The following is a 14411-nucleotide window of genomic DNA, read 5'->3' as shown; positions in this document are numbered from 1 at the left end:
CATGGCAGATCGCAGCTCCCGTCTCGATTTCATCCTTGCCTTGACTGACAAGGTTACCGCGCCGTTGGCCAGGGTGAAGATGAGCTTTTCCGAGCTCGCTGATCAGAGCGAGGAGAACATCAAGCAGATGGGCGTCGGCCTGGCCGGTGTTTGGGGCGCGGCCACGGGTATCACTGAATCACTGGAGCCTGCCCTGGAGATGAACCGCGCCCTGGGCGAGGTTCGCTCCCTGGGCGTGGCTGAGGACGCGCTGACGTCGCTGCAGCAGAAGTCCCTGCAGTTTTCCGTGGACTACGGCGAGAACGCCCAGGCCTTTGTGGCCTCGGCGTACAAGATCGATGGCGCGATCAAGGGTCTGGCCGGCAACCAGTTGGCGGTGTTCACCAACACCAGCAACCTGCTGGCCAAGGCCACCAAGTCCGACGCCGACACCATGAGCGACTACGTCGGCACCCTCTACAACCTGCAGAAGACCCAGGCGGACGCCATGGGCAAGAACACCTGGGTAGAGAAGCTGGGTGGGCAGACAGCGCTGGCGGTACAGCTGTTTCGCACCGATGGCGCCCAGTTGAAGGATGCCTTCAAGGAAGTCGGCGCGATCGCCACCACCGCCGGCGTGGACCTGGCCGAGCAGATGGCGGTGATCGGCTCGCTCAGCAGCACCATGGAAGGCGGCGATGCCGGCGGCCGCTACAAGGCGTTCTTCGAGAACATCGGTGCGGCCTCTGAAAAGCTGGGCATGAAATTCACCGACCAACAGGGCAAGGCTCTGCCGATGCTGGACATCTTGGCCAAGTTGGAAGGCAAGTATGGCGACCTTACCAGCGCATCCGCCGGTGCCAAGCTGATGGATGCGTTTGGCGGGGAGGGTGCGCAGGTGATCGGCGCCCTGGCCAAGGACACTGACCGGCTGCGTAATGGCATCGAACAGTTGGGGAAAGTCCGCGGCTTGGAGAATGCCGAACGCATGGCCAAGGCCATGGTGGACCCATGGCAGCAGTTTGGTGCGGCGGTGCAGGCATTGCGCATCGTCTTCGGCCAGGCGTTGATTCCGATGCTTGCGCCACTGATGGAGCGCCTGACGGGGATCGCCGGCACGCTGCTGCGCTGGTCGCAGCTGTTCCCGAACATCTCGCGGGTGGTCGGTATCACCGTGCTGACGGTGTTGGGACTGATCGCTGGTATGGCCTTGCTGACCTTCACCGTGGGGGCCAGCAAGATGGTCTGGCTGTCCATGCTCACCATCTGGAAGGTGCTGACCTGGACCGGTTTCAAAAGTATCGCGATGTTCCTCTATCACGTGGTCATGATCGCGGCCTTTACCGTTGGGCTGATTGCGATGGTCGCCTGGTTCGCGGTGCGATGTTGCTGTGGCAGGCGGCGATCTGGCTCACCAACGGCGCGCTAATGGCCAACCCGGTCCTGTTGATTGTCCTGGGCGTTGTCGCCCTGGTCGCAGCCGTGGCTGCCGCCATTTACTACTGGGACGATTGGACCACCGCGCTGATGAACACGGAGGCGTTCAAGTGGGTGGTCGACCAGTTGAAGGCCGTATCGGACTGGTTCGGCAGCATGGGGGGCTGGTCCAGCATGGCCAAGGCTGCTTGGGACGGCATCGCGTCGATCTTCCAGAACGCGATCAATGGCCTGGTCGAGATGCTGAACAAGATCCCCGGCGTGAGCATCGACGCGCACCTGGGCAGCCTGACCGATTCGCTGCCTGACGGTGGCGATCGCGCCATGGCAGCCAAGGAGTCGATGAACAGCAGCGTGGGCAGCCTCTCGCCGAACCGGCCGACAGCCGTACCCCAGGGCGGCCTGCTCAAGACCATCCAGAACACCACCCAGACCCAGAATAAGGGCACCCATGTGGAGAACGTGAATATCCACACGGCCAAGCCCATGACCCCGATGGAGCTGGAAAACATGATCAGCATGGGGGTGGCCGGATGAGCCTCTATATCGACCTGCTGATCACCAACAACGACCTGACGCTGGACCCGTCCAACCAGCCCGTGCTGGTCGAGGACCGGGCCAGCATCGCCCAGGACATTGCCCACATGATCCGCGAAAGCGGGCTGTTGGTGACGCTGGTCGCCGAGCGCGATCGCTTTCGCCAGGCCGACTGCATCCAGCAGCTGGAGCTGCTGGTGGAGACCGATGAACGCCTGGTACCGGGCACCGTCCGGATCATCACCCAATCCCCTGGTCAGTACCTGGTCACCGCAAAAACCGTAGCATTCGGATCCGTCGAGGTGGTGTTGTGAGCGACGTAGATTTCAAGCAAGCGCTGGCCGATGCCGGCATCCCGACCACCGAGGCGAAACTTCGCCAGGCCTGGGAAGCGGAAGTGGTCGCCCAGGGCAGCAAGCTGAGCAACACCGGCGCCTGGTCGCCGTTCTGGCGGGTAGTCACCGCTCTGGTGACCAAGCCAGTGATGTGGTTGATCGAGTTCCTGGTAGCCACCGTGCTGCCGAACTTCTTCGTGAAAACGGCTGAGAAGGCGTGGCTGGATATGCTGGCCTGGGCGGTGGACGTCACCCGCAAGCCATCCACCAAGGCAGAAGGCTTGTTGCTGTTCACCCGCAGCGCGATCGCCGGCACGCTGGAAGTTCCGGCCGGCACCCGGGTGCAGTCGATCGCCATCAACGGCAACGTTTACGAGCTGCTGACCAGCGCTGCAGCGACCTTTGCCGATGGGGCGGCCCAGTTGCTGGTTCCGGCCGTGGCCAAAGAAGCCGGCAGCGGCTTCAACTTGGCACCGGGCTATTTCTCCATTCTGCCGGAGCCGGTACCGGGCGTGGTCCAGGTGGTCAACGCCGATGGCTGGCTGACCATGCCCGGGGCAGATACCGAGCACGACGACGATCTGCGTCTGCGCACGCGCAACCAGTTCTCGGCGGTCAACCAGTGGCACACCGATGCGGTGTACCGCGCCATGATTGCCTCCTTTCCGGGCGTGCAGCCTGATGGCGTCTACTTCGAGCACAACGCGCCCCGGGGCCCCGGCAGCGCCAATGCCCTGGTGCTGTTTGAAGCGGATGCGCCGGCGGCGACTTACCTGGAAACAATCAATGCTTACATCCGCGACCAGGGCAACCATGGCCACGGCGATGACCTCCTGGTGCAGCAGATGCCCGAGACATTGCACACCATCAGCCTGACGGTCTGGCCGAAGGCCCAGGTGGGTATCGAGCAGCATGCCGCACTGCTCAGCGATATCGAGCTGTTCATCCGCGCTGCCTTTCGCGAGAGCACGGCCATCGACTACCAGCCGACTGTCACCTACCCGCAGTCGCGGTTTTCTTTCAGCCGCCTGGGCGAAGAGCTGCATGAGCAGTTCCTGGGCATTGACTCTTTGCGCTTCGAGAACGCCGACATCATCTCGGAATTGACCATCCCGCGCCTGTCCGGAGTCGAGGTGGCCATCGGTGCTTAAGTTGATTTTGCCGTTTTGGCTGGATGGCCCGGAGCTGGCCAAGCTCAAGGCCGCCGCGCAGTCGTGGTGGAGCAAGGCCGAAGGCTGGCTGAACTGGCCGCTGCTGCAGCTGGACGCCGAGACGTGCCACCTGTCCGTGCTCGATCTGCTGGCCTGGCAGCGCGATATCCAGCGCTTCCACGGCGAGCCCGAGCGCTTGTATCGGTTGCGGGTCAAGTACGCCTTCATCAACGCCGTCGATGCCGGTAGCACGGCCGGCATGGTCCGGATTTTCCAGCGCCTGGGCGTTGGCTATGTCGAGATCGAGGAGCGCATGCCCGGGCTGGATTGGGACGTGGTGCTGTTGCACCTGACCGACAGCCAACTGAGCGAAAACCCAGTGCTGCTGCGCGTGCTGATGCAGCAGTACGGCCGAACCTGTCGCCGCTATGACTTCGTCACCATCACCCCGGTGACCCTGAGCTTTGGCGTGGCCCACTTCAACGATGACCAGCAAACGCTGATCGCCGCCCTGGACGAGCAAACGCCTCGCCTGGTGCAGATCAACGAGCTGGCCATCGTGACCATTGTTACTGACCCCCTTTAGGAGCACCCATGGGAGCAAGCATTACCCTCGCCGGCGAAAGCCTGATCGCCCAGAAACAAGGGGCGCAGGAAGTCCTGGAGGTTGCGCGCTTCGTCCTGGCGAACGTGCCTGGTCTGGATCCGACCAGTGTGGTCGATCGCGCCGCCGGCAAGCCGCCTGCCGCGCAGATCGTCTACACCGCCAACGTCAACCGCAAAGGCTATGTCAGCCCGCGCCAGGTGATCTACAGCTTGATGGTCAGTTCCGACATTGGCGACTGGGACTTCAACTGGATCGGTCTGGAGACGGCTGAAAACGTGCTGTTCGCCGTTGCCTACGTGCCGCTGCAGCAGAAGCGCAAGAACATCCCGCCGGAGCAAATCGGCAACAACCTCACTCGCAACTTCCTGGTGGAGTTCACCGGCGCCCAAGCGTTGACTGGCATCGTGGTGGATGCGAGCACCTGGCAGCATGACTTCACGGTGCGACTGGCTGGCATCGATGCTCGCGAGCGGTTGAGCAACCGCGACGTGTTTGGCCGCGCCTGCTTCCTGGCCGACAGCCTGCAGATGGAACGCAACGCTTTCGACTTGTTCCAGCTCAAGGCTGGTGTGGCCTATGTCGAGGGTATTCGGGTCCAGCTGACTGAACCCGTGCTGACCCAGCTACCCGCCTTGCCCGCCAAGGCCTGGCTGGATGTGTCGCTGACTCGAGTCGCCAGCGATGTGCTCGCCACCTGGCAGGTGGTGTTCGGCGATGCAAAGTCGGACTACCAGGACAACAACAGTGTCCAGCACTACCTGGTGGAGGTGGCCAGCGTGGCCACTTCGGGCGAAATCACCGACCTGCGGACCAGCCAGCCGATCACCCAGGAACTGGTGAAGCACTTCGCCGCCCGCGTGGGTGACTATCCGCTGTTGCGTGCTCGAGCAACCACCAAGGACGACGTGGACCTGGGCGAACTGCCCAACGCCAAGAGCGACGACCCGACGTCGAACAGCAGCGAGATCCTGGCAACGACCAAAGCGCTGCAGGCGCTCAGGCTGGTCATGGATGAAGAAATGGTCGGGATGACTGGCCTGTTCTCCACGGCAACGGCACCTCCTGGCTGGCTCAAAGAGAACGGGGCGGCCGTGTCGCGTGTGGCCTATGCCCGCCTGTTCGCCAAGATCGGCACGAAGTTCGGCGTCGGCGACGGCGTCACCACGTTCAATCTTCGAGATTCACGCGCCAAGTTTCCACGGTTTGGGGACGACGGCCGGGGTATCGATGTGGGCCGCCTGGTGGGTAGCGATCAGGACGGATCTCTCCAGAGCCACGGGCACACCGCCAGCTCCGCCGGCGCCGGCGGTCATACACACGGTGCTTCGAGCGACTCCCAGGGCGCGCACACCCACAACGTCCACTACGGCGACCTCACCCCGGACGGGGCGGACTATGGCACTCCGGGAGAACCCCGAAACCCGCTGAACGGGACTGACGCCCCCGCCTTTGCAACCACCACCACATCAGCAGGCGCGCACGCGCACAACATCACCATCAACGCCGTGGGCGATCACGCGCATGCCATCACCGTCAACGCTACGGGTGGCGCTGAAACCCGGCCTATCAACACCGCCTACCTCGCCTGCATCAAGTATTGAGGCCCAGTCATGACCATCAAAACCGTCTATCAAACCGATCACCTGGGTATTTACGTCGGCGAAACCACCGCTGATGCCTCGCCGCTTGAGCCCGATGTCTGGTTGATTCCTGCTCGCTGTGTGGAGATTGCGCCGCCGGTCATCCCTGAACGCAAGGCCGCGCTCTGGGACGGCGAGCGCTGGCAGTTGATCGACTCCTATCAGGGGCTGACCGCTTACAACACCCAGACCCGCGCCCCGATCGTGGTCGATCGCCTGGGTGCGTTGCCGGCTGGTTACACCCTGGAAGTGCCAGGCCCGGGGCAGATCTGGACCGGTGACCGTTGGATTGACGACATACCGGCGGTGGTTGAGCTGCGCTACCAGGAACAGTTGATAGCCTTGAACAGTGCCTGCCAGCGCGAGATCACCGGTGGGCTTTGGTCCACCGCCCTGGGCGAACGCTACTGCTACTCCACCGAACTGGACGACCAGGTCAACCTCACCGGTATGGCCCTGCGTGGCCTGAACGGACCCTATGCCTGCTATGACGAGCAAGGCATCAAGGTTTTCCGGCCTCACACCGCCGCCCAGTTGCGTCAGGTCAGCGACGAATTCACCGAGTTCAAAATGCTGCGCCTGCAGAAGGTGGCCGACCTGATCGTGCAGCTGCAGGCCGCACGCCTGGCGCAGGATCTGGACGCGATCAACTCCCTGACATGGGAGTCGATGCCGGTATGACCTGGACCAATGTCACGATGCGTTGGCCCGAGCAGGCCACCCAGTGGCTGAGCGATCTTGACGCGGCCAAGACGATGGCCGGCGGCGAGCTGGTCAGCACGACGGAGCGGTTGCTGAGCTTGGGTTCACTGGCCACCACCGAGCCCGGACCGGTCGGCGCCGCTGCTGCAGGCGTGGTCGAATCCGGCCGTGCTGCGCTCAGCGAGTCGTTGAGCGAGGCACCGTTGTGTCTGACCGTCACCCCCTTCCAAAGCGATGTGGGCCATGGCGTGGGTCTACAGCGCTACCTGTCGGCCCCCAACTTGCTGCGTCACCTCGGCGCCAAGCTCGAGGACACCAGCGACGACAACCGTCCCGGCGGCGAGCAATACGCCCTGGTGGTGATGTTCATGGGCACGCGTTACGACCAGTTCGCCGCCACCCTGGGGCGATTCAATGCACTGATGCCAATCGCGGACCTGCAGCGGGCTGAGCGGCGCGCTGAACGATTGTTCGCCCTGGACGCGGAAAAGTGGGAGTTGCCTTCGGCTGGAACCTTGCCGCGCTGGTCAACGCTACCCCTGGAACGCAGCACGATCACCAAAGCCGCCAGCCAGAGCATGGCGGGGCAGTTGGCCATGCTGGAAAGCTATGTGGCCGACAGCTCGCCGTTATCCGATCTGCAGGCCTTGGCCAGCCGCAAGGCCTCCCAGGCGCAGGCCCGCGATCAGCAGCTGGCCGACCTCAAGAACCTGCTCGCCGGCGGTACCGCCGAATCCACGATGTGCGCCCGCCTGCTCGGACCCGGCAACGCGGCCGAGCTGCGCCGCGATCTGCTGTCCGGTGACGCTCCAGGACATGAATGGCCACTGTCCGCCGGTGTGTTGCTGGTGGGTTCGCTCAAAGGTTTGAGTTTCGTTCGGGAGTTGGTTGGTCTATGACGCTGCTACTCGACGGTGAACAGATCCGCGGTATCGGTCTCAAGGTGACGGCCAGCCTGCGCATCGAAAGCGGTGACCTGTCCGGCCAAACCAGCAACAGCGACACCGCGCACAACGGGTTCAAACCGAAAACGCTGACCGTGGCACTGACGATTCGGTACAAAGAAGCCGAGCAACTGCGCACCCTGATGAGCCTGGCCGAAGCCACGGAAGGCGGTGGCCAGCTCAAGACCTATAGAGTCGTGAACGACACCGCCGCTGCCTTCGGTGTGCGCCAGGTGCAATTCACGGACGGGGTCAGCGCTCGCGAAGACGACACCCTGGCCGCTTGGCGGATCCAGTTCACCTTGGCCGAAAAGCTCTCGAACCCTGAGCGCGTCGAGACCCGCCGGGCCGGTAATGGCGTTTCCCAACAGTCTGCCCCGGGGCAAGCCGTGAGCGGTTCCGCCGGTTCCTCCGGTACTGACGGCAGCGAGCAAACCCAGAGCCTGACGGGCTTCGAGGCCACTCTGAAGAAAGTCGATCAGTGGCTGGGGAGCGGCTCATGAGCATGAAGCTGCACAAAGTGCTGAGCATTGACGGCAAGGCTTACCACCTGGTCCAGGACGATGTGCGCCTGACACTCGGCAGCCCGGGCCGGGCGACCTTCACCATCCAGGCACCGGCCGCCGTCAAGGGTCTGGTCACCCTGGACCTGGGCTACAACGACAACCCGCTGCAGCGGCATTTTCTCGGGTATGTGGAGCGCTGCGCCCAGGCTAACCAGGTGGAGCAGGTTCTGGTCTGTCGCGAGATGGCTGGCATTCTGGCCCGCCCGCTGCCGATGAACCTGCGTCATGCCGACCTGCGCACGGTCCTAGGTGAGATCAGCAACCAGACCGGCCTGAAGTTCCGTGTGCCGGACCAACCCTACACCCGAACCAAGGCCCCATTTTTCTACAACCTGGCCGGCGGTTATCAGGCGATGGACACGCTGGCCAAGGTGTTCGCCATCGATGACTTCATCTGGCAGCAGCAGGGCGACGGCGAGGTATTCGTGGGCAGTTGGGCTCACAGTTTCTTCGGCGCTCGATCGGCGCTGCTGCTGCCGGTGGAGCTGTTCAACGACTACCAGGGCAACCAGAGCGCAATGATCGCGGCGCTTCCCGGGCTGCGTCCTGGTGCAACCATCAACCAGGGCGAGCGCATCACGCATGTGACGCTGTCCGGCAATCAAATGGGCATCCGATGGAAGACGTGATCGTCCGCGCCGTGGAGCGCGCATTCCCTGAACTTTCCGGTGCTTACCACCTGCCGCGCTTTGCCCGGGTGGTCGGTGTGGCTGATGCACCGACCGGCGCTGGGATCTGCGACGACTTTCGCCCGCGCTTCGCTGTGGACCTGCAGGTGCTGGGCGTCGATGGTGAGCCCGACACCGATCTGCCGACCTTGTCCGGCGTGCCGCTGCCCGTGCCGTTGGGTGGGGATGAGATGGGCTTCTTCGGCTTTCCGGAGGAGGGCACTACGGTGGTGGTCGGATTTGCCTACGGGTTGCCACACAAGCCGTACATCCAAACGATCCTGCCCCACGGTCTGAGCTTACCGAAGGTACCCAAGGGCGACCAAGTCTGGCAGCACAGCGAAGCCTCTCAGCAGCGTGTGGAGGCCGATGGTAGCTGGCTACGTCAAACGGACGGCCGGATCCGGGACCAGTCGATCGAGCGTGAGATCGAGAGCCTAAACAACACCGAGCGGCACCAGAGCAGCACGCTGCAGGTCGACGACCACTCGACCGAGTCGGTCGGCGGCATCAAGAAGATCGAGGCACTGGGCGCGCTCAAGCTGCTTTCGGCCGGGTCCGCCAGTCTCGCCGCCGTGGACGACCTACATCAGGCCACTGGCCGCGACCTCAACCTGGTGGTGGGCCGCAAGTACAACGCCGCGATCGGTGGCGACCTGCAGGAGCGAATTCAAGGCGTTCGCCGCAGCCTGGCTCAGAAGACCTGGCTGGGGTCCGAAGGGGTGAACGTCCTGCAGGTGCTCTGCGATCTGATTGACCTGGTGCAGCAGATGAACCTGCAGCTGGCCAGCCATACCCATGTGCCTGGACCAAATCCCAGCCCTACAGATGCCGACGGATTCACCGCCAAGGCCGCCGAAGCAATAGCGCTGGCCGAGCAGTTGAAGCCCATCACCGCTTAATCGAAGGAATACAAAGTGGAATTAAAGAACTTTTTTGCCCAGGACGACCAGGGTAACAAGCTTCCAGGTGCGGTCTGTTATCTGTACCAACGCGGTACTGAAAGCCCGGTACCAGGAATGTTGAAGTCCAATGGCATTGCTTTAGTGAACCCATTCTTTGCGGATCAGAACGGTTTGGTTCAGCTCGCAGCACCGAATGGTTTGTACGATGTACGAGTGGTAAGCGGCGCTAGAGATTATCGCTTGCACTTGCAGTTCAATGATGTGGCCGAAACAGTCGAAGCAGCTGAAGCGGCAGCCGTGCGTGCAGAGACCGCCCAAGACGCTGCAGTTATTTCAGGGGGGGTTAAAGACGATATCGCTCACGGATTGGCAACCACTTCACCCGGTGAAAACTTTCAGGTGCTCAGCCCTGAGCCGAACAAATACGTGGCCATTTACAAAAATAAAGGCGGTGGGGTCGCGGAGCCATTGGATAGCTACCCGAACTCGAAGGCTATTGAAGAAATTGGCATTGAGGAAATGGACTCTGATTTGACGGGGTATGCCCTTTCCACGGTGGACGATAACGATCATCGACTGTGGATTGAAGCCGGTTTGGATGGGGGGCCAACCCCTTATGCGGCGCGTAAAATCGGCGCGACCCTGACGCAAGAAAATTCCCCTGTTCTTGCAGAAGGCATTACCGGAAAAGCGATTGCAGAGTCCCTTGAGGCGGTCGGTATCGAGGCGCTTTCGGAGTTAAATGATCAGTCCTTTGCCATCGCCGACGAGAATGATCGTCGCCTGTGGTTGGAGGCGGGGTCTGACGGCAAGCCGAGCGCTTACGCGATGAAGTGCATTATCGAAAAGCTGCCAGGCGATATCGGCGGCGCGCCGTCCACTTATAACGCCGGGACTCAAGGCGTTCTCAAGATGGTTTCCGGGCCCAACTTTACGGCGCCCGGCGATTCCATGACGCAGGGTGCCGGGGGCAACGGCACCACGTACACGGGCGTGCTGCAAAGTCTGCTGACGGCAGCAGGGCATCCCGGGACGGTGACGAACCGGGGTGTGGGCGGCGAGACGAGTGTGACCATTACGGCGCGGATGGGGGGGTACCCATTTATGGTGCTGCCAGTGGCAGAGGTGATTCCGGCGACGACCACGCCCTTTGAAATCACTCTGTTACCGATCAATGGACAAATGCCGGCACCTCTTAAGCAAGGCTACCTCACTTACACCGGTCGCTTGGGGGCGGTGCCCGGGACATTTTCGCGAACAGAATCCAGCGGTGTCCTGACCTATTACTTCACCCGCGCGACAGCAGGGCCCGAAGTCGTCGCCAATCGCCCGATGCCGATGTATCTCGATGTCGGAATCGAGGCACGAGGTGACATCTATCTTATCTGGATTGGCCAGAATGGCCCTGACACGACCCGCGCCATTCAGGACGCCAAGGCCCTCATTCAGCAAATGACCGCTTTGGATAAGCGTTACCTAGTGATCTCAAAGCCGGGTGGAACTTCGGCTCAGGATGCCGAAGATGCGCAATGGTTTGCCGAGTTTGGTCGGCGCTTTATTCCGATCCGTCAGTACATGGTCAAGTACGGCCTGGCCGACGCGGGCATCACGCCCACGGCGCAGGACATCATCGATATGGCAAACGGAACCGTGCCCAGCTCGCTACGGGTCGACCCCACGCATTGGGGGGCGGCGGGCTACACGATCCTGGGCCATGTGGTCTTTCAACGTCTTATAGAATTGGAGTGGGTATAACCATGGGTAAATTACTACGTTTGCGCGGCGTGACCATCACGGACAGCAGCGCCCCCAAGCTCATTACGCGGGACAGAATCGAGTCAGCCGGTTCGCTGTTTCTGTTTGATGGCAACCATCAGTTTGGGGCGTTCGCAGGCTTGCCAGCGCAAAACGCGGCGATCCCCAATGTCTTGGCCAACAAGGCAGCTGCGCTTTTGGGTGTTGCTGAAAGTGCTGTTGGTCTGGTGGTGGGCGGCGGGACTGTCAACAGCGCGTACTGGAAGTCTGAACGCACCACCAAGGGTGGCGTGCACGGCATCATCACTCAGGCGGGTGGTCAGATCGGCAACCCGCAGTACCGGATCAAAGCAGCTACGGCTATCCGTGATTACGTGCTGGCCAACCCTACGCACAAATACTACGCGTCCATCTGGTCGCGCATTACACGCCAGTCGCTGGCTACATCCTCACAGTCACCGATGCATTTCATTGGGGCGACCACTGCGAACATGCTGTTCAACTTTGAAAGCGGCCTGCCGTCGCCGCTGAATGGGGCAACTCTGTTAGGCCGTAAACCTGATCCAGTCATCGGCGATCTACCTGCCCAGCCTTTGGCAGCACCCTACAACCGTTTTGGTTCCATCGGGGTGCAGGGCGTTGTGGGTACCGGGCCGGGTGCTGGTACGGACATCAACCTGCTGGTGGGTACTGACGGTGCATGGGCGGGCGGCATGGTCAACAAAGCGCCAAGCCGGATTATTTACCGGGGCTATATGGAGGACTTGACCGCATCCGGTCGCGATTACGCCGAGGTCGAAGCCATCGACTACGCCATGTTCCTGGAGGCCTTTGGGGTGGGCGGTAAGTTCTACGGCGATACCTATACCAGCCCAGCGACGCTGCCGTAGGGGATTTCAATCGCAGATACGTTGAGTGTTTTTTATGAGAGCGGTCGAGTCATAGGCTCACTACCAAATAGTTCCAGCGCACTAACACTAAGGGGCGTGATTCCCCTTGGAGACGCCGCGTAGCGCACGGCTCGGCGGCCCGGTTTCAGCTGTCGGTAGTTCAGTAAGGACAGGATTGTCCCCCTGACGCTCTCACCCATATCAAGCCCGCATCGAGAGTATCGAGCGGGTTTTTCATTTTTGATGCTATATAAAACTCCAAACGATTCCATTTGTGTCGCTGTGCTCTTGTAGATCTGCAATCGCCTGCTCTATGATGATTTTTTTAGTTTCTGGCTCTTCCATTACGGCGTCAAGAAGTTCTCGTATTTTTTCTTCTATTCGATTTTTTAAGAGTGTGGTTAATTGCAAGAACTCATGAGTAACTTCAAGGGGCGGGGCTGCTGTGAACTCCGCATGGGTATATGTCCGGGGTTGACGGTTAGGTGGTGGATTATGGTCGAATGCGATAAATGTGTGCGCTTTTTCGTGCGTTTCTGTATTCGCGTGGGCAATATATTTGTTGCGAATTTCAATTATATTCTTGTGTCGTGATAGTAGCTTTGGGGTGAAGATTTTTTTGATGAATGATATGTCAAGTTTAACGCCTCTAAGCTCGCCAGTAGCGAAGCATTTTCCGTATGTTATTACGCTGGAAGTAAACAAAGATCTCTTAACTATATCATCGTTACTGTCTATATTGAAAAAAGTCGAACTGTTGATTGTGGTCAATATGGCTAATGACTTTTCGACGTACTCAAGGTCTTTATGGATTAGTTTAAAGTTTCCTGCTTGCTTTGCTCTTTTAGAAAGCAAGAGTTTGTGTCTTGCTGGCTTACCATCAAGCAAGTACTCCACGTTTGACGTATCACCATTTATCTGTCGTCTAATTGTTATATTTAATTCGTCAAGGGGCAGCATGCTTGGATTTCCTGTTTGATGGCGTTTGATGTCTACCTTAAACACCTCTAGGCACCGTTACCAGATGCTAGGAGAGAAATTAGTGGCTGAACTCATTGCCCAGACAGGTATGAGTCTGACCACCTTAAGTAGGTAAAGCCATTAGTCGCCGGGCCGAGCTCTTTGATAAAGTGCCCTGTGAGGAAAGCAAGCCAGCCACTAACTGCGCTTGCGGAAAACCGCCCCTAATAAGGCGGTTTTTTTTTGCCCGCCAGAACTGGTGGATCAGCCAGGCACACCGGTAAATGACGAAGATCTGGCCGCATGAGGTCAATTGCGAAAAAATCCCCGTCAGAATAAAAAAAACTTCGGAAAAAGCACTTATCCCCCTCCCGCCGACGGGCTTTGCGTCCTTTTTTTGTGCAAATCCGGATGTAGTGCAAACGAACCTGCAGCCCAAGCGGGCCGCGGGGCTCTGCAGGGGATTGGCAATTTCACAGATTGCAAAGTTTTGAAAGAAAGTGCAGGGCGGTTGCACGGCGGCACGCAAGACGGTCATGGAAGGGATAACGCTGGAGTGCCCGGTTTCATTGGGTGGAAACTTTTAAAACGTGGATTTCGGAGGGTTTTCAAAAACGTACGCGATCTTTTTTGAACGGAGATTGATGGTGTGCGAAGAGAGGCTGAATTCTCTGCAAGCCATGGCTGGCGGGGGCTTTAGCGAATTTGATGGATTTCACAGAGCTGAACACGATCTGCAACTTGGTTCGCCTTTATGCAGCCGACCAAGGCTCTATGAAAAAACGTCGTTTTATTGAGATTGATTCTTAAGGGGAGGGTGGTCGTTTCAAAAAGAGCGATATCAGCTATACGGGGTGGCAATGGGTCTGGAGGCCTCGGTTTTACTGGGCTCTCGGTATTACAAGGGAAGGTAATATGAAGCGATATGAAAAGTAATATTTCTGCCAAACCCCCGGATTCATTGGGTTTTAAAGAATGGAAATATAGCTTTATAGAAAGGTAATAATATCGCCTTCCTATCGCTTAAATATCGCCTTTCCTCAAAAGCTCTGGAGGCCTTTATCTACGCGGGCTGTAGCTGGTTTTCGGAGAGGATATTACAAATATTACTCTTTTTTCGGACCCCCACAGATTTTAGGATTGGCACTTATACGGCTATCAGGATCTGTATATCTTTGCGTCCGTTTACATCCAGCCTCTTCCTCCTGGCCGGCGGGTATTTCTGCACCCCGCTCAACCGATTCAGGCAGGGGCTGGAGTAGGCAATTGGAGAGGCTAAAGCCAACAGATCCGTAAGCGCTCCATAAACCCCACCGACTTCAAGATCGGTGGTGC

General features: G+C 59.5%; 13 protein-coding genes and 1 pseudogene. 12 read left to right on the top strand and 2 right to left on the bottom strand.

Annotation, left to right across the window (positions count from 1 at the left end; genetic code table 11):
• Position 1: 1 nt before the first annotated feature.
• From B347_RS25390 to B347_RS0100155, 12 genes and pseudogenes are all read left to right on the top strand, one after another.
• Positions 2-1953, top strand: a pseudogene (locus B347_RS25390) (phage tail tape measure protein).
• Positions 1950-2267, top strand: a complete 318-nt coding sequence (locus B347_RS0100205; RefSeq protein WP_019407712.1) for a DUF2590 family protein — start codon at positions 1950-1952, stop codon at positions 2265-2267. Before B347_RS25390 ends, B347_RS0100205 begins: the two are co-directional and overlap by 4 nt.
• Positions 2264-3439: a baseplate J/gp47 family protein gene (locus B347_RS0100200; protein ID WP_019407711.1), complete on the top strand. Its 1176-nt coding sequence runs from the start codon at positions 2264-2266 to the stop codon at positions 3437-3439. The genes B347_RS0100205 and B347_RS0100200 overlap by 4 nt, the downstream gene beginning before the upstream one ends.
• Positions 3432-4025: a phage tail protein gene (locus B347_RS0100195; RefSeq protein WP_019407710.1), complete on the top strand. Its 594-nt coding sequence runs from the start codon at positions 3432-3434 to the stop codon at positions 4023-4025. The genes B347_RS0100200 and B347_RS0100195 overlap by 8 nt, the downstream gene beginning before the upstream one ends.
• 8 nt (positions 4026-4033) lie before the next feature.
• Positions 4034-5647, top strand: a complete 1614-nt coding sequence (locus B347_RS0100190; RefSeq protein ID WP_019407709.1) for a phage tail protein — start codon at positions 4034-4036, stop codon at positions 5645-5647.
• Between the two features lie 9 nt (positions 5648-5656).
• Positions 5657-6367 (top strand): hypothetical protein, encoded by a 711-nt coding sequence (locus tag B347_RS0100185; protein ID WP_019407708.1) that lies wholly within the window; start codon positions 5657-5659, stop codon positions 6365-6367.
• Positions 6364-7287: a hypothetical protein gene (locus B347_RS0100180; RefSeq protein ID WP_019407707.1), complete on the top strand. Its 924-nt coding sequence runs from the start codon at positions 6364-6366 to the stop codon at positions 7285-7287. Before B347_RS0100185 ends, B347_RS0100180 begins: the two co-directional genes overlap by 4 nt.
• A complete protein-coding gene (locus B347_RS0100175) occupies positions 7284-7835 on the top strand; it encodes a hypothetical protein (RefSeq protein ID WP_019407706.1) in 552 nt (183 codons plus the stop codon). Before B347_RS0100180 ends, B347_RS0100175 begins: the two co-directional genes overlap by 4 nt.
• Entirely contained in the window at positions 7832-8527 is a 696-nt protein-coding gene (locus B347_RS0100170; protein WP_019407705.1) for a hypothetical protein, read from the top strand. The genes B347_RS0100175 and B347_RS0100170 overlap by 4 nt, the downstream gene beginning before the upstream one ends.
• Complete coding sequence (locus tag B347_RS0100165) at positions 8515-9468, top strand: hypothetical protein (protein ID WP_019407704.1); 954 nt, start codon at positions 8515-8517, stop codon at positions 9466-9468. The genes B347_RS0100170 and B347_RS0100165 overlap by 13 nt, the downstream gene beginning before the upstream one ends.
• 15 nt (positions 9469-9483) lie before the next feature.
• Complete coding sequence (locus B347_RS0100160; protein ID WP_019407703.1) at positions 9484-11226, top strand: SGNH/GDSL hydrolase family protein; 1743 nt, start codon at positions 9484-9486, stop codon at positions 11224-11226.
• 2 nt (positions 11227-11228) lie between these two features.
• The gene (locus B347_RS0100155; RefSeq protein ID WP_019407702.1) at positions 11229-12116 is read left to right on the top strand and encodes a hypothetical protein; all 888 of its coding nucleotides are present in this window, start codon (positions 11229-11231) and stop codon (positions 12114-12116) included.
• Between the two features lie 246 nt (positions 12117-12362).
• Here B347_RS0100155 and B347_RS25495 read toward each other — a convergent pair whose 3' ends face one another.
• Both B347_RS25495 and B347_RS26795 read right to left on the bottom strand, forming a co-directional pair.
• Positions 12363-13076, bottom strand: coding sequence for a hypothetical protein (locus tag B347_RS25495; RefSeq protein ID WP_019407701.1), 714 nt, complete (start codon positions 13074-13076; stop codon positions 12363-12365).
• Positions 13077-14223: 1147 nt separating this feature from the next.
• Positions 14224-14411: hypothetical protein (locus B347_RS26795; RefSeq protein WP_033386806.1), on the bottom strand; the 188-nt coding region annotated here is incomplete at its 5' end.

Origin of the sequence: Pseudomonas psychrophila HA-4, assembly GCF_000282975.1 — a bacterium.
GTDB lineage: Bacteria > Pseudomonadota > Gammaproteobacteria > Pseudomonadales > Pseudomonadaceae > Aquipseudomonas > Aquipseudomonas psychrophila_A.
The sequence above is the reverse complement of the archived record's forward strand: the minus strand, read 5'-3'. Positions and strand labels throughout refer to the sequence as shown.

Bases quoted from the DNA above. Each gene is read 5' to 3' on its own strand.
- B347_RS0100190 (WP_019407709.1), top strand. From the start codon at position 4,034: ATGGGAGCAAGCATTACCCTCGCCGGCGAAAGCCTGATCGCCCAGAAA.
- B347_RS0100180 (WP_019407707.1), top strand. From the start codon at position 6,364: ATGACCTGGACCAATGTCACGATGCGTTGGCCCGAGCAGGCCACCCAG.
- B347_RS0100205 (WP_019407712.1), top strand. From the start codon at position 1,950: ATGAGCCTCTATATCGACCTGCTGATCACCAACAACGACCTGACGCTG.
- B347_RS0100175 (WP_019407706.1), top strand. From the start codon at position 7,284: ATGACGCTGCTACTCGACGGTGAACAGATCCGCGGTATCGGTCTCAAG.
- B347_RS0100170 (WP_019407705.1), top strand. From the start codon at position 7,832: ATGAGCATGAAGCTGCACAAAGTGCTGAGCATTGACGGCAAGGCTTAC.
- B347_RS0100165 (WP_019407704.1), top strand. From the start codon at position 8,515: ATGGAAGACGTGATCGTCCGCGCCGTGGAGCGCGCATTCCCTGAACTT.
- B347_RS0100155 (WP_019407702.1), top strand. From the start codon at position 11,229: ATGGGTAAATTACTACGTTTGCGCGGCGTGACCATCACGGACAGCAGC.
- B347_RS0100185 (WP_019407708.1), top strand. From the start codon at position 5,657: ATGACCATCAAAACCGTCTATCAAACCGATCACCTGGGTATTTACGTC.
- B347_RS25495 (WP_019407701.1), bottom strand. From the start codon at position 13,076: ATGCTGCCCCTTGACGAATTAAATATAACAATTAGACGACAGATAAAT.